General features: G+C 62.4%; 24 protein-coding genes. 17 read left to right on the top strand and 7 right to left on the bottom strand.

Going from position 1 to position 23,449, the window contains the following annotated elements:
* Nucleotides 1-20: 20 nt before the first annotated feature.
* The 4 genes from K320_RS0109050 to K320_RS0109035 all read right to left on the bottom strand — a co-directional run bounded on the left by K320_RS0109050 (nt 21) and on the right by K320_RS0109035 (nt 3,787).
* Nucleotides 21-1,316: a TRAP transporter large permease gene (locus K320_RS0109050; protein ID WP_024538519.1), complete on the bottom strand. Its 1,296-nt coding sequence runs from the start codon at nt 1,314-1,316 to the stop codon at nt 21-23.
* Nucleotides 1,309-1,815 carry a TRAP transporter small permease gene (locus K320_RS0109045; RefSeq protein WP_024538518.1) on the bottom strand — a complete coding sequence of 169 codons (507 nt, stop codon included), beginning with the start codon at nt 1,813-1,815 and terminating at the stop codon, nt 1,309-1,311. Before K320_RS0109045 ends, K320_RS0109050 begins: the two co-directional genes overlap by 8 nt.
* A 105-nt stretch (nt 1,816-1,920) precedes the next feature.
* Complete coding sequence (locus K320_RS0109040) at nt 1,921-2,904, bottom strand: TRAP transporter substrate-binding protein (protein WP_024538517.1); 984 nt, start codon at nt 2,902-2,904, stop codon at nt 1,921-1,923.
* A 211-nt stretch (nt 2,905-3,115) separates the two neighbouring features.
* Entirely contained in the window at nt 3,116-3,787 is a 672-nt protein-coding gene (locus tag K320_RS0109035; RefSeq protein ID WP_024538516.1) for a GntR family transcriptional regulator, read from the bottom strand.
* Between the two features lie 70 nt (nt 3,788-3,857).
* On the opposite strand from K320_RS0109035, the gene K320_RS0109030 reads away from it, so the two are divergent.
* From K320_RS0109030 to K320_RS0109020, 3 genes are read left to right on the top strand one after another with little or no spacing between them, the layout of a single operon-like run.
* Entirely contained in the window at nt 3,858-4,610 is a 753-nt protein-coding gene (locus K320_RS0109030; protein ID WP_024538515.1) for a LamB/YcsF family protein, read from the top strand.
* A gap of 6 nt (nt 4,611-4,616) precedes the next feature.
* Nucleotides 4,617-6,332 (top strand): 5-oxoprolinase subunit B/C family protein, encoded by a 1,716-nt coding sequence (locus K320_RS0109025; RefSeq protein ID WP_024538514.1) that lies wholly within the window; start codon nt 4,617-4,619, stop codon nt 6,330-6,332.
* A gap of 5 nt (nt 6,333-6,337) precedes the next feature.
* Complete coding sequence (locus K320_RS0109020) at nt 6,338-8,065, top strand: acetyl/propionyl/methylcrotonyl-CoA carboxylase subunit alpha (protein WP_024538513.1); 1,728 nt, start codon at nt 6,338-6,340, stop codon at nt 8,063-8,065.
* A gap of 41 nt (nt 8,066-8,106) precedes the next feature.
* Here K320_RS0109020 and K320_RS0109015 read toward each other — a convergent pair whose 3' ends face one another.
* Together K320_RS0109015 and K320_RS0109010 are read right to left on the bottom strand one after the other, a co-directional pair.
* Nucleotides 8,107-9,273 (bottom strand): MFS transporter, encoded by a 1,167-nt coding sequence (locus K320_RS0109015; protein ID WP_024538512.1) that lies wholly within the window; start codon nt 9,271-9,273, stop codon nt 8,107-8,109.
* Nucleotides 9,270-10,202: a DMT family transporter gene (locus tag K320_RS0109010; protein WP_024538511.1), complete on the bottom strand. Its 933-nt coding sequence runs from the start codon at nt 10,200-10,202 to the stop codon at nt 9,270-9,272. Before K320_RS0109010 ends, K320_RS0109015 begins: the two co-directional genes overlap by 4 nt.
* Before the next feature lie 122 nt (nt 10,203-10,324).
* Between K320_RS0109010 and minC the strand changes: the two genes are divergently transcribed.
* From minC to minE, 3 genes are read left to right on the top strand one after another with little or no spacing between them, the layout of a single operon-like run.
* Nucleotides 10,325-11,065, top strand: coding sequence for a septum site-determining protein MinC (gene minC / locus K320_RS0109005; RefSeq protein WP_024538510.1), 741 nt, complete (start codon nt 10,325-10,327; stop codon nt 11,063-11,065).
* Between the two features lie 22 nt (nt 11,066-11,087).
* The gene (gene minD / locus K320_RS0109000) at nt 11,088-11,903 is read left to right on the top strand and encodes a septum site-determining protein MinD (protein WP_024538509.1); all 816 of its coding nucleotides are present in this window, start codon (nt 11,088-11,090) and stop codon (nt 11,901-11,903) included.
* 6 nt (nt 11,904-11,909) lie between these two features.
* The gene (gene minE, locus K320_RS0108995; protein WP_024538508.1) at nt 11,910-12,179 is read left to right on the top strand and encodes a cell division topological specificity factor MinE; all 270 of its coding nucleotides are present in this window, start codon (nt 11,910-11,912) and stop codon (nt 12,177-12,179) included.
* Nucleotides 12,180-12,296: 117 nt separating this feature from the next.
* Here minE and K320_RS0108990 read toward each other — a convergent pair whose 3' ends face one another.
* A complete protein-coding gene (locus K320_RS0108990) occupies nt 12,297-13,520 on the bottom strand; it encodes a hypothetical protein (RefSeq protein WP_034342998.1) in 1,224 nt (407 codons plus the stop codon).
* Between the two features lie 96 nt (nt 13,521-13,616).
* Between K320_RS0108990 and K320_RS0108985 the strand changes: the two genes are divergently transcribed.
* The 11 genes from K320_RS0108985 to K320_RS0108935 all read left to right on the top strand — a co-directional run bounded on the left by K320_RS0108985 (nt 13,617) and on the right by K320_RS0108935 (nt 23,380).
* Nucleotides 13,617-14,468: a GntR family transcriptional regulator gene (locus K320_RS0108985; protein ID WP_024538506.1), complete on the top strand. Its 852-nt coding sequence runs from the start codon at nt 13,617-13,619 to the stop codon at nt 14,466-14,468.
* A 70-nt stretch (nt 14,469-14,538) separates the two neighbouring features.
* Nucleotides 14,539-15,705, top strand: coding sequence for an ABC transporter substrate-binding protein (locus K320_RS0108980; protein ID WP_169730046.1), 1,167 nt, complete (start codon nt 14,539-14,541; stop codon nt 15,703-15,705).
* A 47-nt stretch (nt 15,706-15,752) separates the two neighbouring features.
* Complete coding sequence (locus K320_RS0108975) at nt 15,753-16,685, top strand: ferritin-like domain-containing protein (protein WP_156913914.1); 933 nt, start codon at nt 15,753-15,755, stop codon at nt 16,683-16,685.
* A 30-nt stretch (nt 16,686-16,715) separates the two neighbouring features.
* Complete coding sequence (locus K320_RS0108970; protein WP_156913912.1) at nt 16,716-17,645, top strand: hypothetical protein; 930 nt, start codon at nt 16,716-16,718, stop codon at nt 17,643-17,645.
* A 28-nt stretch (nt 17,646-17,673) separates the two neighbouring features.
* Nucleotides 17,674-18,546: a branched-chain amino acid ABC transporter permease gene (locus tag K320_RS0108965; protein WP_029695979.1), complete on the top strand. Its 873-nt coding sequence runs from the start codon at nt 17,674-17,676 to the stop codon at nt 18,544-18,546.
* A 3-nt stretch (nt 18,547-18,549) separates the two neighbouring features.
* Nucleotides 18,550-19,617 (top strand): branched-chain amino acid ABC transporter permease, encoded by a 1,068-nt coding sequence (locus K320_RS0108960; RefSeq protein ID WP_084301214.1) that lies wholly within the window; start codon nt 18,550-18,552, stop codon nt 19,615-19,617.
* Entirely contained in the window at nt 19,598-20,368 is a 771-nt protein-coding gene (locus K320_RS0108955) for an ABC transporter ATP-binding protein (protein ID WP_024538500.1), read from the top strand. Before K320_RS0108960 ends, K320_RS0108955 begins: the two co-directional genes overlap by 20 nt.
* A complete protein-coding gene (locus K320_RS0108950) occupies nt 20,361-21,074 on the top strand; it encodes an ABC transporter ATP-binding protein (protein ID WP_024538499.1) in 714 nt (237 codons plus the stop codon). Before K320_RS0108955 ends, K320_RS0108950 begins: the two co-directional genes overlap by 8 nt.
* Entirely contained in the window at nt 21,064-21,948 is an 885-nt protein-coding gene (locus K320_RS0108945; protein WP_084301213.1) for an alpha/beta hydrolase, read from the top strand. Before K320_RS0108950 ends, K320_RS0108945 begins: the two co-directional genes overlap by 11 nt.
* Before the next feature lie 48 nt (nt 21,949-21,996).
* Nucleotides 21,997-22,386 carry a RidA family protein gene (locus K320_RS0108940; RefSeq protein ID WP_029695977.1) on the top strand — a complete coding sequence of 130 codons (390 nt, stop codon included), beginning with the start codon at nt 21,997-21,999 and terminating at the stop codon, nt 22,384-22,386.
* Between the two features lie 52 nt (nt 22,387-22,438).
* Nucleotides 22,439-23,380 (top strand): alpha/beta hydrolase, encoded by a 942-nt coding sequence (locus K320_RS0108935; RefSeq protein WP_169730045.1) that lies wholly within the window; start codon nt 22,439-22,441, stop codon nt 23,378-23,380.
* The last annotated feature ends 69 nt before the right edge of the window (nt 23,381-23,449 follow it).

Genomic DNA, 23,449 nt, shown 5'->3' with positions numbered 1-23,449 from the left:
CGTGCCACGGAGCAACGCTGCTACATCTTGCCCGGCAGCGCCGTCGCCAGCCCCGGGAAGTACCAGAGGATGACGAGCATCACCACCATCAGGAAGAAATAGGGCAGGCAGGCGCGCGCGATCCAGGTGATCTGCTTGCCCGTCATGCCCTGCAGCACGAACAGGTTGAAGCCCACGGGCGGCGTGATCTGCGCCGACTCGACGGTGATCACCAGGAAGATGCCGAACCACAGCGGGTCGATGCCGGCGGCCTGGATGATGGGCAGCACCACGCCCATGGTGAGCACGATGGTCGAGATGCCATCGAGGAAGCAGCCGAGCACGATGTAGAAGATGCCGAGCGCGATGATGAGCATCGCGGGCGACAGGTGCAGGCTGCCGACGTATTCCGCGAGCTGGCGCGGCAGGCCCATGTAGCCCATGGCGAGCGTGAGGAAGGCGGCGCCCGCGAGGATCAGCGCGATCATGCAGTACAGGCGCGTGGCGCCCATCAGCGCGTCGCGGAAGTTCTTCCAGTTGAGCGATTTTTGCCAGGCGGAAAGCACCAAGGCGCCCAGCACGCCTATGGCTGCCGCTTCGGTTGCCGTAGCAACGCCGGTGTACATCGAAGCGATCACCGCGACGATGAGCAGCACCACCGGGATCAGGTGGCGCGCCTCGGCGAGCTTCTGCATGAAGCTCAGATCGTCGTCCGCCTTGGGCACCTGATCCGGGTGGCGCAGCGCCCAGAAAATGATCCAGCCGCTGAACAGCGCGGCCAGCAGCAGCCCCGGCAGCACGCCGGCCATGAACAGCTTGGCAATGGAGAGTTCGGCCGAAACGCCGTAGATGATGAGGATGATCGATGGCGGGATCAAGAGGCCCAGCGTGGCCGGGCCGCCCAGCGTGCCTATCACCTGGCGCTCGGGGTAGCCGCGGCGCAGCAGCTCGGGCAGGTTCATCTTGCCCACCGTCACGCAGGTGGCGGCCGACGAGCCCGAGACGGCCGCGAAGATGGTGCAGCCGACCACGTTGGCGTGCAGCAATCGCCCCGGCAGCTTGTTCATCCAGGGCGCGAGGCCGCGGAACATGCTGGACGACAGATTGGTGCGGTAGAGAATTTCGCCCATCCAGACGAACAGCGGCAGCGCGGTGAGCGTCCAGCTGCTGGTCGAGCCCCAGATGGTGATGGCCATCGCATCGCCCGCCGCGCGGGCGGTGAAGAAGGCCATGCCGAACCAGGCCACGCCCGCGAGCGTGAGTCCCACCCAGATGCCCCCGGCGAGCATCGCGAAAAGCACCACGAGCAAGGTGGCGCTGGCGGCTATTTCACTCATGGTGCGCATCCTCCTGGTTGGCTGCAACGCGTTTTCCGAGGATTTCCATCACCAGTTCATCGGAAATCGCTATGAAAAAAATCAAGGTGCCGATGGCCATCGGAATCTGCGGAATCCACATCGGCGTGGCATCGATGCCGACCGAGATGTCGTTGATGTCCCACGACTGCCAGACCAGGTAGGCCGAGTACCAGGCCAGAAAACCCGCCAGCAGCGTGGCGATGGAGAGCGCCAGCAATTCGAGCGCCTTGTGCGCGCCGCCCTTGAGCGCGCCCAGCAGCAGGGTCACGCGGATATGTTCGCCGTGTTTCAAGGTGCTGGCCAGCGCCATGAAACCCGCGCCTGCGGTGGCGTAGCCGGCGTAGGCGTCGCTGCCGGTGGCCGAGAAGCCGAACAGGCGGCTGGCGATGGTGAGCAGCACCATCACGAACACGCCCACCATGAAAAGTCCCGCCAGCCAGGCGCTTGCGGTGTACAGGCCATCGAGCCATTTGCGCATGGGTTGCTCCGTGGTGTGTGAATGGATACGGCGCCGCGATGCCGGCCGTCAGGCGCCGCCAGGCGCGTCATGGCCGCGCGGCGCCGTCATCGCGTCATCGCTGGATCACTTGCTTTTGTTGAACGCCTCGACCAGCGCCTTGCCGTCGGCCCCGGCCTTTTCCAGCCATTCCTTGACGACGACGTCACCCACCTTGTGCAGATCGGCCGCGAGCTGCGCGGAAGGCGGCAGCACCTGCATGCCGCCCTTCTTCAAGGTTTCGATGGAGCTGGCGTTGACCTCGCGCGAGGACTTCCAGCCACGCTCCTCGGCCGCGGCCGCGCTCTTCCTCACGGCCTCCTGCTCGGCCTTGGGCAGCGCGTTGAAGGCCTTCTTGTTCACTGTCACCGCGTTCTTCGGAATCCAGGCCTGGACCTCGTAGAAGTATTTGAGATTCTCATAGAGCTTGTTGTCCGCGCCGGTGGCACTGGACGTGATCAGGCCTTCGATGACGCCGGTGGCCAGCGCCTGCGACAGCTCCGCCTCCTGGATGGTGACCGGCTGCGCGCCGACGAGCTCGCCGATGCGCGCGGTGGTGGGCGAATACACGCGCCACTTCAGGCCCTTCAGATCCGCGGCGGAGTTGATTGGCTTGTTGCTGAAGATGTTCTGCGGCGGCCAGGCCACCGAATACAGCAGGATCTGGCCTTGCTTGTCCAGAATGCTCTCCAGGTAGGGCTTCTGCGCCTGGTAGAGCTTGAAGGCCTCGTCGTAGTCCTTGACCAGAAACGGCAGGCCATCGGCGCCGAAGATCGGCGCCTCGTTCTGGAAGCTCACGAGGAAGAACTCGCCCATCTGCGCATTGCCGGTCTGCACCGCGCGCTTGATCTCGGGCATCTTGAACAGCGACGCGCCGAAATGCGGCTGGATCTTCAGCGCGCCCTTGGTGGCGGCGGCCACGTCATCGACGAACTGCTGATTGTTCTTGGAGTGGAAATTGATCGCCGCGTAGGCGGTGGCGAAATCCCATTTGGTTTCGGCGTGGGCCTGGCCCGTGATGCCAAAGCCGGTGGCAAGGGCTGCGGTGGCGCAGAAATCGCGACGTTTCATGGTGAATGCTCCATGGCGAGTTGGTTGGAGGACACGAACCCCACCGGGCGTGTCCGCGAAGCGCTGCAGGGGCAGCGACAGTCGGCAAAGATAGCCGCCACGTCAGCCATCGTCCATTAGGGTTTTCAACAATACATTTAATTTCGTTGATCAAGTAAGTTTCAATCGTTGAACAATGATGAAATTCAAAACCAGCATGTCTCCGCGCCGCTCACTGCACTTCGCGCGCATACACCGCCAGCACCATGCGCTCGGACTGCACCAGGTAGGCCTCCAGCTCGCGTGCGGCGGCGCTCGTCTGGCCGTCCATGAACAGCTGCAGCAGCCGCGCGTTGTGGTCCACGAAGGGGGCGTGCAGGTATTCCGGGTCGTCCAGCAGGCCGAAGGCCAGACGCAGTTCGGCGGCGATGTCGGCGAACATGGCCGACAGGCGCGCGCTGTCGGCCAACGCCACGATGCCCGCGTGAAACGCCATGTTGGCCGAACCCACCTTGCGCCAGTCGCCCGCCGCGCGCGCGCTGGTGGCATCGTCCATCGCCTGCTTCAGGCGCTTGTGCGCCGGGTGCAGCGGCCAGGCTTTTTCCAGCGACTGGCATTCGATCAGGCGGCGGACGCGATAAATGTCGATGATGTCGGCAATCGAGGGCACCACCACCGAGACGCCGCGGTTGGGTTCGTGCAGCAGCAGGCCTTCCTTCACCAGGCCGCGGAACACCTCGCGCAGGGTGTTGCGCGAGATCTGCAACTGCTCGCTGAGCAAGGCTTCCGAAAGCCGTTGCCCGGCGCGCAGTTCACCGTCTATCAGCTGGCGGCGGATGGTATCGGCCACCTGATCGGCGAGATTGACGGACGCGGCGGGGCTGGAAAATCGGCGGCTGGACATGTCTCGGTACCTGATTGCAGTTGAAATTGTTGAACAATCTAACCGAATTTAGAACACAGGAGATCGCCTCATGGACATCAACAGCGATTTGGGCGAAAGCTACGGCGCCTGGCGCATGGGCGACGACGCGGCCATGCTGGCCATCGTCACCAGCGCCAACGTGGCCTGCGGTTTTCATGCGGGCGATCCGGCGGGCATCCTGCAGACCCTGAAAAACGCCGCAGCGCACGGCGTGGCGGTCGGCGCGCATGTGGCCTACCCCGACCTCGTGGGCTTTGGCCGGCGCAATATGGATCCGAGCAGCAGCGAACTGGTGGCCGACGTGATCTACCAGATCGGCGCGCTGCAGGGCCTGGCAGCGGCGGCGGGCGCGCGCGTCAGCTACGTCAAACCACACGGCGCGTTGTACAACACCATCGCGCACGACGAGCGCCAGGGCAACGACGTGGTGAGCGCGCTGCTGGCGATCGATCCAAGGCTCCAGCTGCTGGCGCTGGCCGGCTCGCCGCTCATAGCGCGCGCACGCGCACGCGGCCTCACGGTGGTGGCCGAGGCCTTTGCCGACCGCGCCTACAACGAGGACGGTACGCTGGTCTCGCGCCGCCTGGAAGGCGCTGTGCTGCACGACCCGGACGCGGTGGCCGAACGCATGCTGCAGTGGGTGCAGACGGGCGAAATCACCGCCGTCACCGGCAAACGCATCCGCCTGCAGGCCGACTCGATCTGCGTGCACGGCGACAGCCCCGGCGCGGTGGAGATGGCGCGCCGCATCCGCGCGCGGCTTTCGGCGGCGGGCGTGGCGCTCAAGGCGTTCGCGGCTTAGACCATGGTGCGCATCCTGCCCGCCGGAGACGCCGCGCTGCTGGTTGAACTGAGCGACCTGGCGCATACCCTGGCGCTGTACCGCAAGGTAGAGGCGCAGCCCATCGCGGGCGTGACCGAGCTGGTCCCCGCCGCGCGCACGCTGCTGGTGCATTTCGATCGCGGCGCCACCGATGCCCCCACCCTCGCCGCGCGACTGCGAGAGCACGCAGCCCAGGCGCAGCAGCACGCCGCCGATCAAGCCCCTGCGCGCACCGTCGAGATCCCGGTGCACTACAACGGCGAGGATCTGCCGGAGCTCGCGCAATGGATGGGCATCTCGGTGCGGGAGCTGATCGCGCGCCACTGCGGTCAGCCCTGGCAGGCGGCCTTTGCCGGCTTCGCGCCCGGCTTCGTCTATCTGAGTGATGGCCACGCGAGCTTTGCGCAGATCCCCCGGCGCACGACGCCGCGTACGCGCCTGCCCGCCGGCTCGGTGGCGCTGGCGGGTGATTTCAGCGCCGTCTACCCAGCCGCAAGCCCCGGCGGCTGGCAGCTCATCGGCGTGACCGAGGTGGCGATGTGGGACATGGCGCGTGCCGAGCCGGCCTATGTGCAGCCGGGGTTTCGCGTGCAGTTCATCGATGCCGATGCGCCGGGGATGCATATCAGCCTGCCTGCCGCGGTGGGCCGCCCCTCACCCCAGCATTCTGCGCAGAGGGGCGTGGGAGCAGGCCCCGTATTACCCCCTCTCCCTCTGGGAGAGGGCAGGGGTGAGGGCGCGCCAGCCTCTGCAGAAAAATTTGAATCAAATACATTCCCAGCCCATGCCACATCAGCGCAAGCAGCTATCACTATTGAATCACCTGGTCTGCAAACCCTGGTGCAGGACGCTGGCCGCCACGGCCTGGCCGGGCTGGGCGTCTCCAGTGCCGGCGCGCTCGATCGGGCGGCGCTGCGCCAGGCCAACCGGTTGGTGGGCAACCCCATAGACACGCCGGTGCTGGAGAACCTGCTCGGCGGCCTGGTGCTGCGCTGCCACGGCCGCGCCACGCTGGCGGTGACGGGCGCGCCGGTGCCGCTCACGCTACTGGCGGGCGATGGGCGATCCTGGTCCGTGGCCAGCCACTCCGCCATTGCGCTCAATGAGGGCGATCGCCTGCATTTCGGCGCGCCCGGCAGCGGCATGCGCTGCTATGTCGCGGCGCGCGGCGGGTTCGAGATAACCCCCGTGCTCGGCAGTTGCAGCAGCGATACGCTGGCGCTGATCGGCCCTGCTCCACTGAAGACGGGCGATAGTCTGGCCATCCGCCAGACCGCAGCGCTGCGCGCCGTGCAGCCGCCCGACACGCCGCCGCCCAGCTTTCCCAGCCCTGGCGACGAAGTGCTGCTCGATGTGCTGCTCGGCCCGCGCGCCGACTGGTTCACGCCCGAGGCCATCGCGCTGCTGCAAAGCCAGGACTGGCGCGTGACGCCCCAATCCAACCGCATCGGCGTGCGACTGGCGGGCGAGCAGCCGCTCACGCGCAGCCGCCACGACGAGCTGCCCAGCGAAGGCACCGTCGCCGGCGCCTTGCAAATTCCAGCGAGCGGCCAGCCGGTGCTGTTCCTGGCCGACCACCCACTCACCGGCGGCTACCCGGTGGTCGCCGTGATCGCCAGCCACCACCTGAATCTCGCGGCGCAGATACCGGTGGGCTGCAGCGTGCGCTTTCGCGTCATCGCCCCTTTCAAGGAAGCCTGAACATGATTACCAAAGTCTTGATTGCCAATAGAGGGGAAATAGCCATCCGCGTCGCCCGCGCCTGCCGCGACTACGGCGTGCGCTCGGTCGCCGTCTACGCCGATCCGGATGCCGACGCGCTGCACGTGCGCGCCGCCGACGAGGCCTGGGCGCTGGAGGGCACGCGCCCGGCAGAGACCTACCTGGCGATAGCCAAGCTGCTGGAGATCGCGCGCAAGAGTGGCGCCGACGCGGTGCACCCCGGCTACGGCTTTCTCTCCGAGCGCGCTGAATTCGCGCAGGCGGTGCTGGATGCGGGCCTGGCCTGGATAGGCCCGCGCCCCGACACCATCGCGCAACTGGGTGACAAGGTGGCCGCGCGCAAGATCGCGCTGCAGGTCGGCGCGCCGCTGGTGGCCGGCACCTCCGAGCCCGCGAAAAATGCGGACCAGGTGCTGGCGTTTGCGCGTGAACACGGCCTGCCGATCGCCATCAAGGCGGCGTTTGGCGGCGGCGGCCGGGGCCTGAAGGTCGCCTGGCAGATGCAGGAGGTGGCCGAGCTCTACGAGTCCGCGGTGCGCGAGGCGACCGTGGCCTTTGGCCGCGGCGAGTGCTTCGTCGAACAATTCCTGCACCAGCCGCGCCACATCGAGGCGCAGGTCATCGCCGACCGCCATGGCCATGTGGTGGTGGTGGGCACGCGCGACTGCTCGCTGCAGCGGCGCAACCAGAAGCTGGTGGAGGAAGCGCCGGCGCCCTTTCTGACTGAAGCCCAGCGCACGCAGGTGCACGAATCGGCGCGCGCCATCTGCGCGGCGGCCGGTTACGAGAGCGCGGGCACGGTGGAATTCCTGCTCGGGCAGAACGGGCAGATTTCCTTCCTTGAAGTCAACACCCGCCTGCAGGTCGAGCACCCGGTGACCGAGGAAACCACCGGCGTGGATCTGGTGATCGAGCAGTTGCGCGTGGCCGATGGCCTGCCGCTGTCGTTCACCGCAACACCCCCGGCGCGCGGCCACAGCCTTGAATTCCGCATCAACGCCGAAGACCCCGGTCGCGGCTACCTGCCCACGCCCGGACGCATCACGCGCTTTGACGCACCCAGCGGCCCCGGCGTGCGGCTGGACAGCGGCTTTGCCACGGGCTCGGTGGTGCCCGGCAGCTTCGATTCGCTGATGGGCAAGCTCATCGTCACGGGCAGCTCACGCGAGCAGGCGCTGGTGCGCGCGCGCCGGGCGCTGGCGGAATTCGCCATCGAAGGCGTGGCCTCGGTGCTGCCGTTCCATCGTGCGGTGGTCGATGACCCGGCGTTCACCGCCGAGAACGGTTTTGCCGTGCACACGCGCTGGATCGAGACCGAGATGCGGACGCAGTTCGAGCCCGCCGCCCGGCCGGAGCCAGCAGACGGTGCGCCGCTGGTGCGCAGCTTCATCGAAATCGACGGCAAGCGGGTGCGCCTGGGTCTGCCGGCGGGCCTGGCGCTGCCGCAGGGCGCCAATGCAGCGCCCATCGCCGCCGCGCCCTCGGCCGCGGCGGCGCAACAGCCCGGCGATGTCCCCGCGCCGCTCACCGGCAATCTGGTGCGCTGGCACAAGGCCAGCGGCGAGCCGGTCGAGGCCGGCGAGGTGATCGCCACGCTGGAAGCGATGAAGATGGAAACCGCCGTCAACGCTCCCTGCGCCGGCACGCTGCAATGCCTGGTCGAAGCGGGGGCGCTGCTGCAGGCCGGTCAATTGATGGCAAAAATTGGCTGAAACCCATACCCGTAGAGCGCTGACAGCTATCAATTTGAAGTTTATACAGGCAGAGGGCGCCGGACCTTGAGCCACACCAGCGCCGCCGCCATCAGCACCAGCGCCGGCATCGAGCCGTAGTTCAGCCAGTTCCAGCCCTGCGTGGTCACCAGCGCGCCCGATGAGAACGAGGTGATCGCCATGGTGGCGAACACGCAGAAATTGATTGCCGCCTGCGCGCGGTCTTTTTCCTCGGGGCGATAGGCCTGCAGCGCCAGCGCCGTCGCCCCGGTGAAGAGGAAATTCCAGCCCACGCCCAGCAGGATCAGCGCGCTCATGAAGTGCTGCAGCTCCACGCCCGAGAGCGCGATCGCCACGCACAGCACGTTCAGCAGCACGCCCACACCCATGATGGAGAGCGTGCCAAAGCGCCGGATCAGGTGCCCGGTGAAGAAACCCGGCAGGTACATGCCGATCACATGCCACTGCAGCACCGAGGCCGTGGCGCCAAACTCAAAGCCGCAGACCTGCATGGCCAGCGGCGTGGCGGCCATCAGCAGGTTCATCACGCCATAGCCTATGGCCGCGCCCAGCGTGGCGACGATGAACACCGGCTGGCGCATGATTTCGCCCAGGCTGCGGCCCTGCGGCGCGTGCTTCTCGTGCACCAGCGCGGGCGGAAAGCGCACCAGCGCCATCACGCCCATCGCGATCAGCGCCACCACGGCCAGCGTGAGGTAGACCGCGACGAACGGCGTGGGCAGCAGCGCGCGCGTCCAGGCCGCCATGTTGGGGCCGACGACCGCGCCCAGCAGCCCGCCGGCCAGCACCAGCGACACCGCCTTCTCCTGCCAGCCGGGCCGGGCAAGTTCCGCCGCCGCGAAGCGGTAGAGCTGGCCGTTGGCGTTGTAGTAGCCGGCGATCACCGTGGCCAGCGTGAGCAGCCAGAACTGGCGCGTCTGCGCCGCCCAGGCCGCGAGCAGCGCCGAGCCCAGCGCCACCGCGAGCCCGATCTGGAACGAGGCGCGCCGCCCGTAGCGCGTCTGCGTGCGCGCCACCAGCGGCGCGGCAATCGCACCGCCCACCACATAGCCCATCACCGGCAGCGTCGCCATCCAGCCGAAGGGCGCCAGCTGCAGGCCGACGAGCCCGTTGATCGCGATGAAGGTGACGTTGTTGACCAGGAACAGGCCCTGGCACAGCGTAAGCAGCAGTAGTTGGAGGTTCATGTGAATGCCTTGGCGGGAATGCCCTTGCGGTTGACCAGCACGATGCCGCCCGCCACCAGCGCCAGCGCTGCCAGCAGCGTGGCCGTGACCGGCTCTTTCAGCCAGAGCGCGCCGATGATGAGCGTGAACACCGGCGTGAGAAAAACGAACACCGACATGCGCGTGGCCGGATAGCGCGTGAGCATCCACATCCACACCAGATAACTCCCAAACGCGCCGATCAGGCCCTGGATCAGCAGCGAAGACCAGGCGAATGCGCTGAAATCGAGCTGCCAGCGCTCGCCCAGCAGCAGAGACAGCACAGGCAGCACCAGCGAAGTCACGCCCATCTGCCACAGCAACTGCTTCTCGGGCCGCACGTGCTGCAGCGGGGAGGCGCGCAGCACGCAGGTGGTCAGCCCCCAGCCCAAACCCGATATCAGGGCCAATGCATCGCCCCGCCAGGCGCTGGCGTGCGCCGCGTCGTCGGTGCGCCAGCCATCGCCCAGCGCCAGCAGCACGCCGAAGAAGGCGCAGACCAGGCCCAGCCATTGCACGCGATTGAGCCGTTCGTTCTTGACGAAACGCGGCAGCACCAAGGCTACCCAGAACGGCGAGCAGTACATAAAGAGTGTGGCGCGCGAGGCGGTGGTGTACTTGAATGCGAGGAACAGCGCCACGAACTCCGAGGCAAACAACAAGCCAGCCAGCAGACCCGCGCGCGCCGCGCCCACAGGTTCCTGCACGCCGTAGAGCGCAATGCCGCGCACGTGGCACCACAGCAGCAGCACGAGCGTGCCCAGGCCAAAACGCCAGAACGCCTGGTAGAGCGGCGCCACCTCGGTGATGGTGGCTTTGGAAAGCGTCTGCTGGAACCCCCAATACAGGCAGCAGGCCAGCAGCAGCGAAGTGGCGAGCGTGTCCAGATGGTCTTTGCGTGCAACGGGCATCGGGCAATTATGCGGGCGCATGCCGCAGCGCGCTGGTCCCCAAGGTGGCAGCCGAAGTGACAGCCAGACAGCGCACAGTACACTTCACAGGTTTGCTTCTTGCACCCAGCTCCCTCTGCTACATGGCCGTCGAATCCGCGGGCCCGACCCGCACCAGCTTTGAGCTCAAGAGTGCCCAGCTCTCCGTCGTGGCGGTAGTGCTCAAGCGCACCGACAGCGGCGAACTGGCCGCGCAACTGGAGCGCCAGCGCCAGGATGACCAGGCCTTTTTCGACGATGACCTGGTGCTGATCGACCTCGCCGCCGTGGCGCAGGATGATCAGCCGATTGATTTTGCCGCCCTCGCCGCCCTGCTGCGCGAGCACCGCACCTGGCCCGTGGCCGTGCGCGGCGGCAGCCCGGCGCAGATGCAGGCCGCGCTGCAGTGCGGCCTGGTAGCGGCGCCCCCCGAAGTGGTGCGCCGCCCCACGCCCGCGCCGGCGGTGCAGGAAGTGGTGCACGAAGTCGAGGTCGTGCGCGAGGTGCCCGCCGACGCTCCGCCGACGCTGGTCATAGACAAGCCCGTGCGCTCGGGCCAGCGCGTCTATTCCCGGGGCGATCTGGTGGTGCTGGCCATCGTGAACTTTGGCGCCGAGGTGATCGCCGACGGCAGCATTCACGTTTATGCCCCGCTGCGCGGGCGCGCCATGGCCGGCGCGCGTGGCGACGTGCATGCGCGCATCTACACCACCTGCCTGGAGCCGCAGCTGGTCTCGATTGCCGGCATGTACCGCACCACCGAGAACGAATTGCCCGAAGACGTGCGTGGCAAGGCCGCGCAGGTGCGCCTTGACGGCGAAAAACTCATCTTCGAACCCCTCTGAACCATCCAAGGAAAGCACCCACATGGCCAAAATCGTCGTCGTGACCTCCGGCAAGGGGGGCGTGGGCAAGACCACCACCAGCGCCGCATTCGCCGCCGGCCTGGCGCTGGCCGGGCACAAGACCGCCGTGATCGATTTCGACGTCGGCCTGCGCAACCTGGACCTCATCATGGGCTGCGAGCGCCGCGTGGTGTACGACTTCGTCAACGTGATCCAGGGCGAGGCCAACCTCAACCAGGCGCTCATCAAGGACAAGCAGCTTGAAAACCTGTTCATCCTGGCCGCCAGCCAGACGCGCGACAAGGAAGCGCTGACCATGGAGGGCGTGGAGAAGGTGCTCACGGACCTCTCGGAAATGGGCTTCGAATACATCGTCTGCGACTCGCCCGCCGGCATAGAGAGCGGCGCGCTGGCCGCCATGCATTTCGCCGACGAGGCGCTGCTGGTGACCAACCCCGAGGTCTCCAGCGTGCGCGACTCGGACCGCATCCTCGGCATGCTGTCTTCCAAGACCAAGCGCGCCATCGACGGCGGCGAGCCGATCAAGGAGCATTTGCTCATCACGCGCTACAACCCCAACCGCGTGGAAGACGGCCAGATGCTGAGCCTGACCGACATCCAGGACATCCTGCGCATCAAGCTCATCGGTGTGATTCCGGAATCGGAAAACGTGCTGCAGGCCTCCAACCAGGGGCTGCCGGCCATCCACCTGACGGGTACGGAAGTCTCGGAAGCCTACAAGGACGTGATCGCGCGCTTCCTGGGTGAGGACAAGCCCATGCGCTTCACCGACGCCGTGAAGCCGGGCTTTTTCAAGCGCATGTTTGGCGGGAGGTGATTGGCCATGTCCCTGCTTTCCTTCCTGCTGGGCGAAAAGAAGAAATCCGCTGCCGTCGCCAAGGAGCGGCTGCAGATCATCCTCGCGCACGAGAGGAGCGGCCGCAACCCCGGCCAGCCCGACTACCTGCCGGCGCTGCAGCGCGAGCTGGTGGCGGTGATCTCCAAATACGTGCACATCAACCCGGACGACCTCAAGGTGCATTTCGAACGCCAGGACGAGCTCGAAGTGCTGCAGGTCAAGATCGAACTGCCGGAGGCGGCGGCTCGACCTTGATGACGCAATGACCGCAGCTTGCGCTGGCGATGACGCGGCTTGCGCCGCATGACCGGACAGGCCCTGTCATTTCGACATTCTCGGCAGATAGCACCCGCCAAGCTCTGCAGATTCACTTCATCGCCCTCTCGCGTCTTGAGCTTCGCGCTTGCAGATGGTGCCCCAAAAATCCGCACTCTTTTCACGATAGGCCTGCTTCAGTGCTGTTCCCGTCAGCCACGGTACGGTGGATGCAGCGCGCAAGGCTGCAGCTTCCTGGGCGATGCGCCTGGCTGCGACTCCTGCCATCAGGACGACCGGGGAAACCGGGCAGTTCAGCTCTTTCGCCCAAGGCAGAATGCTCTGACGGAGCGTTTCCTGCAGACGCTCTACAGATGTGATGTCCAGCTCATCGACGAGCACAAGTACGTACGCGTCGCCCCTATGTTCAAACATCAGAGTACCGGTCGATCCAATGCCATACTGCACATAGGCGCCCAGCGCATGCAGCGCGTGAAACGCGGCGTTGACAACGCCGATACCGTCGCCGTGTTCAAGTTGACCAAAGAATGCGGCGGCGGCGATTTTCTTGAGCAAGGCCGCTTCTTCAGTCTGCAGCGTGCGGCGCCGTCGGGAAATTTCCGCCAGCTGCTGCCTCAGCGCATTCTCTTCGTCGGTGATCACAGGGTTGGCACCCGCAACGCCGGACACGCGGGCGTCGAGCCGCAAACGCGCACTCAAGTCTTTTAGCGCATCAACAACGACAGCGCTGTCCGGCGGCGTTGTTGTCCCGCGCAACTCCGGCATCACCAGAACACGCCCGGGATGGCGATATTCGTAGGTGGCGCAAATCTTGTTGGTCTCGGCCAGATGTGCAATGGGCTGGCCAGTGCGTGGCATGAAGGTGGCTTTCGCAACGAAATGCCTGCCAACCGCGCTGAAGAACCCGTGAAATGGCTCCCCGACATCGCACTGCACATCGGATGCTTCGCAAGCGGTGTGGTGCAAGTCCCGATGACGAGGGAGTGCCTCGATCACGTCGCACGGAACAATGTCCTGAACCGTGTGCAGTCCCAGGGTTGTGAAGCCGGGTGCCAGCACGACCAGCGTGCCGCCGCGGCCCAAGAACTCCTCGAACTCGGCCCGCCAGAAGCGGATATCGCTGTACATCCGCTGCGAATCACGCACCCGGAGAACCACCGGCCCGCCCCTGGAAGAGCCCTCCGTCATATAGATCTCCGCAAGCGCAGCGGGGCGCCAGATCACTAGATCGAAATTGTCCAGTGGGCCGGGCATCGCAAAGCTCAGCGCACTCGCCGATGGTGTAGACGCATCAGGGAAATCGATAAGTGCAATGGACATGAAAGCAGCGCCTCTGACAGGAAAAGTCTGTTGACACAAGTTGTCTGCATATCATAATATCTGTACAACAGTATGAACAAAAGTTTTTCACGCACCATGTCAAGCATTGAACGGTCTTACGCCGATCAGCCTGCAAAGGCGCGTTCCACGGGTGACTCGCTGGCTCTGGACCGTGGTTCCGCGCTACCGCTCTACGCCCAGCTGAAACACCGGCTGCAAACACTCATCCAGAGTGAAGCCTTTCAGGGTGACCGCTTCTACTCGGATCAGGAAATCGGCGCCATGTTTTGCGTCAGCCGCTTCACAGTACGGCAGGCGATCCAGGAGCTCGTGGGGCAGGGACTGTTGCGTCGGGTGCAAGGACAGGGCACTTTCGTTAATGCCGACAAATTCGACGAAATTTTCGGCCCCCAGATGGACTTCCAGCATCAGTGGGAAAAGGGCGGTCGCCCTTTGGTCTTTCATCTGTGTCATTTCGCCATACAGCCGTGCCCCGCAAGCATTGCGTTTCATCTCGGCGTCAACGTCGGACAGGATGTGCTTCACATTGAACGCCAGCGCAGCAGCAGCGAGGCTATGGTGTCCTACGACTATCGCTATATCCATCCGGATCTGGCGGGGTCGATTACCGAGCAGGAAGCAGTGCAGTTTTCACTGCTCGATCTTCTTTCTCGCAGAGTGACCTTGTCACATGCGCAAAACAGCATCGAGGCTGTGACGGCTGGAAGCGAACTCGGCAAGTTGCTCAACGTGCCTCCGGACTCGGCAGTGTTGATCCGCAAGCTGGTGTATTTCTCCAAGGATGGCATGCCGGTAATGTGCGGGCGCTCCTATTCCCCTGGAAGTTCCGTGCGTCATACGTTCACCGTCGCCCTCGCCAGTGATCACTTTGCCACGCAATCCAAGAGTGACGCCGACGGACGATCACCACCCGAAATCAATGATTGAGCTGCCATTTGGCAACGTATTTACTTACCTCCCTCAGTTCCTCTTCCCCAACCACCAACCACTGTTCACCATGAATACACGCATTTCGAAACGTATGACATTCAAGCTGCTTGGTCTTCTGATGATGGGGCTGACAGCTTCCGCGCAAGCCCAGACCAGCTACAAGATAGGTTCTGTACTCTCTGTTACTGGTCCAGCCGCCTTTCTTGGTGACGACATGAAGGCCGGTATGGAGCTTGCACTCGAAGAGATCAACGCCAAAGGGGGGGTCAACGGCAAAAAAATCGAATGGGTTCTGTATGACGCAGAAAGTCAGACGCAGAAAGGCCTGAGTGCGACCCGCCGCTTGCTCACCCAGGACAAAGTGGAAATGATTGTCGGCGGCGGCAACATGAGTGGCATGGCAATCGCCATGCTCCAGCAGACCGAGAAAGCCAATGTGCCGTTCATCTCCACCGAAGGCAGCATGCAGATCGTGATGCCGGTGGCCGAACGTCACTGGACCTTCAAGTCCACGGTGGATGACGATCAAGTCGTGGAGCGCATCGCCGACTACTTTGACAAGAACAACATCAAGAAGGTGGGCATGCTCGCGGATTCTTCGGGCTTTGGACAAAGCGCCATCGAGCAATGGAAAAATGTAGCGCCGCGGCGAGGCTTGGATGTCGTCTATGAATCGTTCAATCCCAGCGATACGGACATGGCCCCGCAGATCAACAAGCTAAAGGCGGCTGGTGTGCAGGCCATCGTTTGTTGGACCGTGACACCCGCAGGCGTCGTAGCGATGAAGCAGGCCAAGACACTGGGCATGGGTGATATACCGTTCATACACAGTTATGGTTTCGTGGACAAGCGCTACATGGACTTGGCCGGCGAAGCCGCAAAAGGAGTTCTGTTGGTCAGCGTGAAGTTCCCCGTGGGGGAGGATTTGCCTGCCAATGATCCCGTGAAGGAACGCATCCTCGAACTCAACAAAGCGTTCGAGACGCGCTTTAAACGGCGCCCCAACCAGTTTGTCGCCCAGACCTATGACGCGATCTACCTTGCGAAGATGGTGTTGGAAAAGGGGGGGGCCGACAAGAGTGCGGTCCGTGACGCGATGGAAGGTGTTCAGAACTACACCGGTGTTGGTGGCACATTCAATTTTTCAGCCACCAGGCATTCCGGACTTTCGAAATCCGATTTGGTGATGGTGAAGTACGAGGACGGCCGCTTCAGACTCGCAGATTACAAGTAAGTCAGCGAAACCACTCGACGATCAGACATAACCTCAAGGAGACAAACATGAGTGCGACTATCGCTACATCCACCATTCTCGACGCTCCCGAAAGTCGCTTCCCATTGGAGTTGGATTTCGCCGTGCCGCGGGTAAGAAACCTGTTCCATACGGCTACCGACAACCAATGGAATCCCGCCACCGACATCGATTGGGAGCAACTCGACATTTCGCCATACACGGCGGAGCAACTCTACGCTGCCCGCATGTACTGGAGTCGGCGCGCCTGGGGCGAATACGGGGCGATTTCGGAATCGCCTGCGTTGCAAATTCGCTTTTGCCAGGAGAACTGCCCGCCCGACATGCGACTGTACTTCACCATCCGTACGCAGGAGGAGTCACGACATGCCGAAGTGTGCTTTCGCATGGCGGAGGCGCTTGGCGGCTATATCCAGCAACCCGACCTGTCGGAGTTCCAGGGTGCCGTTGCCACGCACGGTGTCCGCAAGATGGCGCTTGACCCGAGCGTTCCGCTGGAGGGGGTGATCGCCGCCTTGGTATGCGCAGCCGAGGAGATCGCCTTCGACGTATTTCGCCATCTCATCGACATCACGCCCAACCCTGTGGCGCGCCAGGTGCTCAAGAGCATCATGCGCGACGAGGTGCGCCACTGCGCCTTTGGCTGGGCGTTCATGGACACCCGTATTCCGCATCTCTCGAAAGCACAACTGCGCGCCGTTGAAGACGCCATCGTGCTCATGATCGAAAAAGTCGAACTCAATGGCTACCACAGCGCCTGGCTCGCCACGGAAGGCGCGGCCAAGGCCGGTGAGGTGGAAACAGACCGTCTCACCTGGGAAGCCGGTTTGGGTGCGACGGTCGAGGAGCTGGAAAAGCCGGTGTTCGTTGCATCCGTTCAGCGGATCCGACGTCAGATGGAGGAATCCTGGGGCATCCAATTGCCCATGTTCCGTCACCCAAAGATCGATGGGGAATTCTGATCAAGCCAGTCAGCACCAGGAGATCTATCAATGATGCAAACACAGCACCGCGGCGCCACGCCGACCCCGCTCATGGTCGAACGTCGCTTTCCACTGGACCTTCACCGATCCATCCAATCCATTCGGGACTTGTACGAAACCGGGAAGCGGCAGCGCTGGAGCCCCAACAAGGACATTGACTGGGACAAACTGGATCCATCCACTTATTCACCAACGCAACTGGAGGCTGCCCGGCAGGTTTGGAGCCGCAGAGCCTGGCTTGAATATACGGGGTTGGCGGAAACACCCGCACTGCTGATCCGTTTCTGCCTGGAACTGGATCGCGAGTCGGATCCCAAGTATTTCCTGACCGTCAGAAACACCGAAGAAGCATGGCACATCGAATGCTTTCATCGCTACGCGAAGTTGCTGGGCGGCTACCAGAGTAGGCCCGCCAACCCCGCCTGGGAGGCTGTGATCAACCGCACCTTTTACCGGGATGCCCTGAACGCAACCCAGTCACTGGATGCCTATGTCGCCACTCAATGCGCGCTGGCCGACGGCCTGGAACTTGAACTGTATCGCCTGTATGCCAGCAACGCGCGTGAGCCCGTCGCGGCCGGCATCCTGAAGCACGTGGTTCAGGCCAAGGAGCGCCACGCATCGTTCGGCTGGTTGTATCTCGAAGAACGTGCTGGCCGGATGGATGCCGAGACCAAACAGGTGATCGCAAGACACATCACTAAGTGGGTCGAAGAAGTTGCATTTTCCGGCTATCACATCCCTAGTCTGTCCAGCACGATCGGGGCCCAGGCCGAAGAAGCTGCCGCCATGCTGGTGGCCGAGGCAGGTCTTGGTGCAGCCACACCGGAGACTGAGCTGCGCACCTTCAAAGAGTACCTGCAGAACGCCTTTCATCGGTTGGAGCAACTTGGCTTTGTCATGACACGGCCTCGGCACCCTGTGCTGGGCGAGTTGTGACACTTTCCCGGAAAAAGGCATTTCGCTCATGAGTGACACCGTTCAACTGCTGTTCGCAGGTCTGAGTACAGGGAGTATCTACGCCATGGTGGCGCTTGGCTTCAACATCATCTTCAAAAGCACCGGCGCCCTGAATTTTGCACAAGGTGAGTGGGTGATGCTGGGCGGGATGGTCGCAGCCACCCTGTATACAGCCAAGATACCCCTGCCGATCGCGTTCGTGGTGGCAGTCATCGTGGCCATGATCGTCGGTGCGCTTTCCGAGCGCCTGATCGTACGCAAGCTCCAGAAGCCGACGCCCATGTCCATCACGATCCTCACGATCGCGATTGCAATCTGCACCAAAAGCTTCGTTATGCTGACCCTTGGGAAGAGTCCCGCGGGCTTGCCTTCGTTCTCTGAAAGCGGGCCCATTTCCGTTGCCGGTGCGGTGCTGGAGACCCAATCCCTCTGGATCATTGGTGTTGCCGCCCTCGTCATGGCCGGTGCGGGCTACTTCTTCAACCAGACCGTGCTTGGCAAGGCGATGCGTGCTGCTGCCGCACAACCCGAAGCAGCAGCACTGGTAGGCATCAGCCCAAGGCTCACGATGAGTTTGTCATTCATCTTGGCCGCTGCGGTTGGTGCAATTGCGGGCGTCATCGTGACACCGCTGACGCTAACCTCATTCGACCACGGGACAATTCTCGGATTCAAGGCATTTTGTGCCGCGATGCTCGGGGGTTTGGGCAGTTTGCCAGGCGCGATGGTTGGGGGTATTTTCCTTGGATTGGCGGAGAGTTTTGCTGGAGGCATGCTTTCGTCGCATTTCAAAGACGCTGTGGCATTCGTCGTTTTGCTGCTTGTTCTCGTGAAGTGGCCCAACGGCCTGCTGGGCCGCGGACAGGTTGAGAAAGTGTGAAGCATGAGAACACAATTTTGGCAGTCAAGCTCCACTTCTATTGTCAGCGACCGTGTAGCACGCCATCGCTGGATATTGCTGGCCCTTTGGATACTGGCATTGGTCTGGCCGCTGGTGGCCCCCAATGACTACATGCTGAGCATGGGCGTCTATTTCTTCATCAATCTGATTCTGATCGCAAGCCTCAACGTCATCATGGGCTGGACAGGCCAGGTCTCGCTGGCGCACGCGGCGTTTTATGGTCTGGGAGCTTATGTCAGCGGTGTGCTGAATACGCGCTGGGGCATCTCGCCCTGGCTGGGGACGATCGCTGCGCTTGCCGCCGTCGGCGCTGTGGCTGCCATCGTCGGATGGGCGACACTGCGTTTGCGCGGCCCCTATCTTTCGATGGGGACCCTGGGCTTCGGTGGCATTCTGTCCGTGCTGTTCGTTGAACTGGTGCCTCTGACCGGTGGTCCCAACGGGCTCGCCGGCATCGAACCCTATGAATTGTTCGGCTATGCCCTGGATACGCCAGGACGATTCTTTTGGTTCGCATGGCTGGCGGGGGCCTTGGTCATGTGGTGCCTGATCAACCTGTTCTACAGCGCGCCAGGGCGCTCGCTGCGAGCGATAGAGGGAAGTGAGATCGGGGCCAACACGCTGGGTGTGAACACTTTCAGGGCGAAGGTGATCTCATTCAGCCTGTCTGCCGGCATGGCCGGCCTTGCTGGGGCCATGTATGCACACTTCAACCTGTTCGCTTCGCCTGAGACATTCGGCTTCTTCGCGTCGGTGCTCTTGGTCGTCATGGTGGCGCTGGGCGGCGTGGGATCCCTCTGGGGCCCCGTGTTCGGCGCCGCAGTCCTGACCGGCGTGCCCGAATTGCTGCGGCGTTTTCAAGATTCCGAGTTGCTGATTTTCGGCCTCTGCATGATCGTGGTGCTTCTCTACCTCCCCGGAGGGATCGCTTCGCTCGGTCAGCGATTTGGAAGCGCACGTCAGCGAAAGAATCGGACCAAGGAGGTGGATTCAAACAGGCCTTTGCGCAATCTCAAGACGGAGTCGCCCAATGGCACTGTTGGACGTTGAAAACGTGCGCGTGAGCTTCGGCGGCCTGCATGCGGTCGATGGCTTGAGTCTGTCGGTGCGGGCCGGTCAGATACAGGGCATCATCGGGCCGAACGGCGCGGGAAAAACCACCTTGTTCAATGCCATCGCAGGCATCCAGAAATTGAGCGCGGGCACCATACGATTGCGGGAGCGTGAAATCCAGGCGCTGCAGCCCTATCAGCGCGCTGCGTTGGGCATTGCGCGGACATTCCAGAATCTGCAGATATTTCCGGATCTCAGCCTCATCGAAAACGTGATGATCGGCTACCACCCGCGCGCGCGCACCGGCTTTTTGGCTGCGTTGCTGGGGTTGCCCGGGGTCCACCGAGAAGAGAGAAGGATGGAGGAAGTAGCTTACGAGAAGCTGAAGCTGATGGGACTCGGCGACCGCGCGGCGCGTCTCGCCGGAGATTTGAGCTTCGGCGAATCCAAGCTGCTGGAGATTGCCCGCGCACTCGCGGCAGAGCCCCATGTTCTGATGCTGGATGAGCCCATCGCAGGAGTACCAGCCTCCGAACAGGGACCAGTCGTTGGCATGATCCGCGAAGTGAACGACACCGGCGTCACCGTGGTCCTTGTCGAACACAACATGCGCATGGTGATGGGGCTGTGCCACCAGATTCTGGTCATGCGCAGCGGTCGTTATCTAGCTGCAGGCACGCCGAAGGAGATCGCTGCCAATCCGGAAGTCATCAGTGCCTACCTAGGCGAGGAGGCCGTCCATGCTTGAAGTCCGTGACTTGCATGCCTCCTACGGGCACGGCGATGTGCTGCATGGATTGAATCTCGGCATTGCAAAGGGGTCGATCACGGCGCTCATTGGCGCCAATGGAGCAGGCAAATCCACCGTGATGAAGACCATCAGCGGACTCATGAAACCCACCCAGGGTACCGTGCGCTTCATGGAACAGGACATCTCCGGCGTGGGCGCAGAACGCGTCGTGCGGCAGGGACTAGCGCTCGTTCCGGAGGGGCGCAAGGTGTTCGCGCCGCTGACCATTGCAGAGAACCTGGAAATGGGCGCATTCCAATATTTGATCAAGCGAGACACCTCTCGCTATCAGACGCAACTGGAATTCGTGCTGGAGTTGTTTCCCAAACTCAAGGAGCGCATGGAGCAAGTTGCGGGCACGCTTTCGGGCGGGGAACAGCAGATGCTGGCCATTGGCCGCGCATTGATGTCTGCGCCCAAGGTGCTGCTACTGGATGAGCCCTCCATGGGGCTTGCGCCGCTGATCGTCAAACAGATTTTCGAAGCACTGGCGACACTCGCCGCACAGAACTTGACCGTCTTCATCTGCGAACAGAACAGCGAGATCACCTTGCGGCATGCGGACTACGGCTATGTCATAGAAAGTGGCCGTCTGGTGCTCGCAGGGAGAGCAGAAGAACTTGCCGCCGATGCGCGGGTAAAGGAAGCCTACCTTGGAGGTTGACGCACACAGCATCGTTGAGCTGATGCAAAAGCAGGAATACAACTACAGCCTGCGTCCCCGACATCCGGAACGAGAGTCCATCTATGCCGATTACCGTACACGTAGCGAGCGTTTCCGTTCACAGCTCGCGGACTGGAAGAGCATCCCTTACGGCGCTTCCGAACGTTGCGTGATTGACTGGTTTCCTGCGCAGAAGGAGAGGGCTGGCGCAGATGCAGCACAAGAACCAACGCCGCTCCTGGTTTTCATCCATGGCGGATTCTGGCGCGCGCTGGATCACCGCCTTTTCAGCTGCATTGCAGAGGAATATGTGAAACGCGGCATCGCGGTGGCGATGGTGGGCTATCAACTTGCGCCAGCCGTCCGCGTCACGGATATCCTGGAGCAGGTTTCCAACGCCATGCGCCTGCTGAACACACAGGCCAAAACGCTTCACTTCGACCCGCGGCGCGTCTGCATCTCGGGACATTCAGCGGGGGGGCAACTCGCAGCGATGCTGAGTGGTATTCCGCCGGAGACCCTTGGCGGATATCCCTTGGTCTCAGTGCTCCCCATCAGCGGCGTCTTTTCTCTTTCTCCGCTGTTGCTGACCACGGTGAACCACGATGTGCGCATGACGCTGGATGAAGCACTGCGCATGAGTCCAAGCAGGCTACCGCGCTTTTATTCCAAGCAGTTTTTCGTGGCCGTCGGTGAACGTGAAACCGAAGGTTTCATTCAGCAAAGTCGCGATTTCGTGGCTGCGGCACAAGGTACCGGTGCATCCGCGGCGCTGCATATCGTTTCTGCACGCACGCACTTCGACATTCTCGAAGAACTAGCCAATCCTGATTTCACACTTTTCCAGCACGTGCAAGAACAGTTATTGACGTAATGCCTCCTGTCTTGCGCAAACCCATCCGTCACTTCCAGGGAGATTGTTTTGACTACGTTTCGCAACCCTTCAGCCATTGCTCCCCCCGTGGGTGCCTATTCCCATTCGGTCCACGTGAGCAGACCTGGCCAATGGCTCCATGTTGCCGGACAGATTGGCGTGGATGCGCATGGGAGCTTAGCCGCAGGCGTCCAGAACCAAGCCGACGCGGCTTGGAAGAATCTCCTGGCCATCCTTGCAGATGCGGACATGGGAGTGCAGCACCTGGTGAAAATCACCACTTACCTGCTTGACGCCAAGAATCTGCCAGCCGTCAATGCGGTTCGCAAGGAATACCTTGACGAGCACCGACCTGCTGCCACGCTGGTGGTCGTCAAGGAACTGGCACGGCCGGAATGGCTGTTTGAAATCGAAGCCACCGCCTTCAAAGAAGATTGAAGTGCTCAACACTTGGACTGGTCGACCATACGCACAACGATTGGATCCGGATTTGGCGCAGTTGCTCAAGCGTCAGAGGGCAGATGTTGCGCAAACCGATCGCTATACAGTTCCCTTTCCGCGAGCACGCAGGTTGCTGGAAGAAGAAAGAAAACGCACTCATGCAAACTGCATCCCCATGTATCGGATTGAGGATGAACACATCACGGTTCACGAGCGCCTTGTCCGATTGCGCTGGTATTACGCCAGTCAAGAAAGCGTTCAGCGCACGCCGATAGCCTACCTGCACGGCGGAGGCTGGTGCGTTGGCTCGAATGTAACGCACGACACGGTCTTGCGTCATCTGGCACGCGCCGCGCAAGTACCGGTTTGTGGCGTCGAGTATTCGCTGGCACCGGAGCACCCATTTCCCGCGGCCTTCGAAGATGTCGGCGCCGCCGTCGATTTCATTCTCCAACAACGAACGCGAACAGACATTCAAGCGAATGCCCAGGTGATTCTTGCGGGCGATTCCGCCGGGGCCAATTTGGCGTTGGTGGAAGCCATGCGCCGACGGGATGAGGACAGGATATCGGATGTTTTGGCACTGCTTTTGTACTATGGCTCTTACGCGCCATGCCGAAACGGGGGGTCCTTCGATGCCTATGGAGATGGCCGTTTCGGCCTGAGCAAACAGGCTCAAGAGCGATATTTTGATGCCTATTTACAGAAAGCTCCGCTGGGTGATTGGCGCGCATTCCCACTGATGGGAAGGCTCCACGGGTTACCGTACACCTATGTACTCGCAGCTGAGCTCGACCCGCTGTATGACGATTCAATCGACTTGCATCGTGCGCTTTTGGAGAGTGGTGTGCCTTCCAAGCTTTCCATTGCCAGCGCCATGCCCCATGGTTTTCTGAATCAAGCGAATGATTTGCCTGTTGCTGCCAATGAAATCAAGCAATCGATCGTGTCCCTGACAGGCCACCTCACAAACACGATTACAACTTCCTGAATCCGTGATTGTTGAATTGATTCCATGCAGCATTTACTGGGGTTCCCAATGTCGATCAAAAATTCACCA

The sequence above is a fragment of the Comamonas badia DSM 17552 genome (genome assembly GCF_000484635.1).
In the GTDB taxonomy this organism is placed as follows: domain Bacteria; phylum Pseudomonadota; class Gammaproteobacteria; order Burkholderiales; family Burkholderiaceae_C; genus Comamonas_C; species Comamonas_C badia.
The sequence above is the reverse complement of the archived record's forward strand: the minus strand, read 5'-3'. Positions and strand labels throughout refer to the sequence as shown.

What these genes read in the sequence shown, in the direction of transcription:
- K320_RS0109050 (WP_024538519.1), bottom strand. Translation starts at nt 1,316, where the DNA reads ATGAGTGAAATAGCCGCCAGCGCCACCTTGCTCGTGGTGCTTTTCGCG.
- K320_RS0109045 (WP_024538518.1), bottom strand. Translation starts at nt 1,815, where the DNA reads ATGCGCAAATGGCTCGATGGCCTGTACACCGCAAGCGCCTGGCTGGCG.
- K320_RS0109040 (WP_024538517.1), bottom strand. Translation starts at nt 2,904, where the DNA reads ATGAAACGTCGCGATTTCTGCGCCACCGCAGCCCTTGCCACCGGCTTT.
- K320_RS0109035 (WP_024538516.1), bottom strand. Translation starts at nt 3,787, where the DNA reads ATGTCCAGCCGCCGATTTTCCAGCCCCGCCGCGTCCGTCAATCTCGCC.
- K320_RS0109030 (WP_024538515.1), top strand. Translation starts at nt 3,858, where the DNA reads ATGGACATCAACAGCGATTTGGGCGAAAGCTACGGCGCCTGGCGCATG.
- K320_RS0109015 (WP_024538512.1), bottom strand. Translation starts at nt 9,273, where the DNA reads ATGAACCTCCAACTACTGCTGCTTACGCTGTGCCAGGGCCTGTTCCTG.
- K320_RS0109010 (WP_024538511.1), bottom strand. Translation starts at nt 10,202, where the DNA reads ATGCCCGTTGCACGCAAAGACCATCTGGACACGCTCGCCACTTCGCTG.
- minC (WP_024538510.1), top strand. Translation starts at nt 10,325, where the DNA reads ATGGCCGTCGAATCCGCGGGCCCGACCCGCACCAGCTTTGAGCTCAAG.
- minD (WP_024538509.1), top strand. Translation starts at nt 11,088, where the DNA reads ATGGCCAAAATCGTCGTCGTGACCTCCGGCAAGGGGGGCGTGGGCAAG.
- minE (WP_024538508.1), top strand. Translation starts at nt 11,910, where the DNA reads ATGTCCCTGCTTTCCTTCCTGCTGGGCGAAAAGAAGAAATCCGCTGCC.
- K320_RS0108990 (WP_034342998.1), bottom strand. Translation starts at nt 13,520, where the DNA reads ATGTCCATTGCACTTATCGATTTCCCTGATGCGTCTACACCATCGGCG.
- K320_RS0108985 (WP_024538506.1), top strand. Translation starts at nt 13,617, where the DNA reads ATGTCAAGCATTGAACGGTCTTACGCCGATCAGCCTGCAAAGGCGCGT.
- K320_RS0108980 (WP_169730046.1), top strand. Translation starts at nt 14,539, where the DNA reads ATGAATACACGCATTTCGAAACGTATGACATTCAAGCTGCTTGGTCTT.
- K320_RS0108975 (WP_156913914.1), top strand. Translation starts at nt 15,753, where the DNA reads ATGAGTGCGACTATCGCTACATCCACCATTCTCGACGCTCCCGAAAGT.
- K320_RS0108970 (WP_156913912.1), top strand. Translation starts at nt 16,716, where the DNA reads ATGATGCAAACACAGCACCGCGGCGCCACGCCGACCCCGCTCATGGTC.
- K320_RS0108965 (WP_029695979.1), top strand. Translation starts at nt 17,674, where the DNA reads ATGAGTGACACCGTTCAACTGCTGTTCGCAGGTCTGAGTACAGGGAGT.
- K320_RS0108960 (WP_084301214.1), top strand. Translation starts at nt 18,550, where the DNA reads ATGAGAACACAATTTTGGCAGTCAAGCTCCACTTCTATTGTCAGCGAC.
- K320_RS0108955 (WP_024538500.1), top strand. Translation starts at nt 19,598, where the DNA reads ATGGCACTGTTGGACGTTGAAAACGTGCGCGTGAGCTTCGGCGGCCTG.
- K320_RS0108950 (WP_024538499.1), top strand. Translation starts at nt 20,361, where the DNA reads ATGCTTGAAGTCCGTGACTTGCATGCCTCCTACGGGCACGGCGATGTG.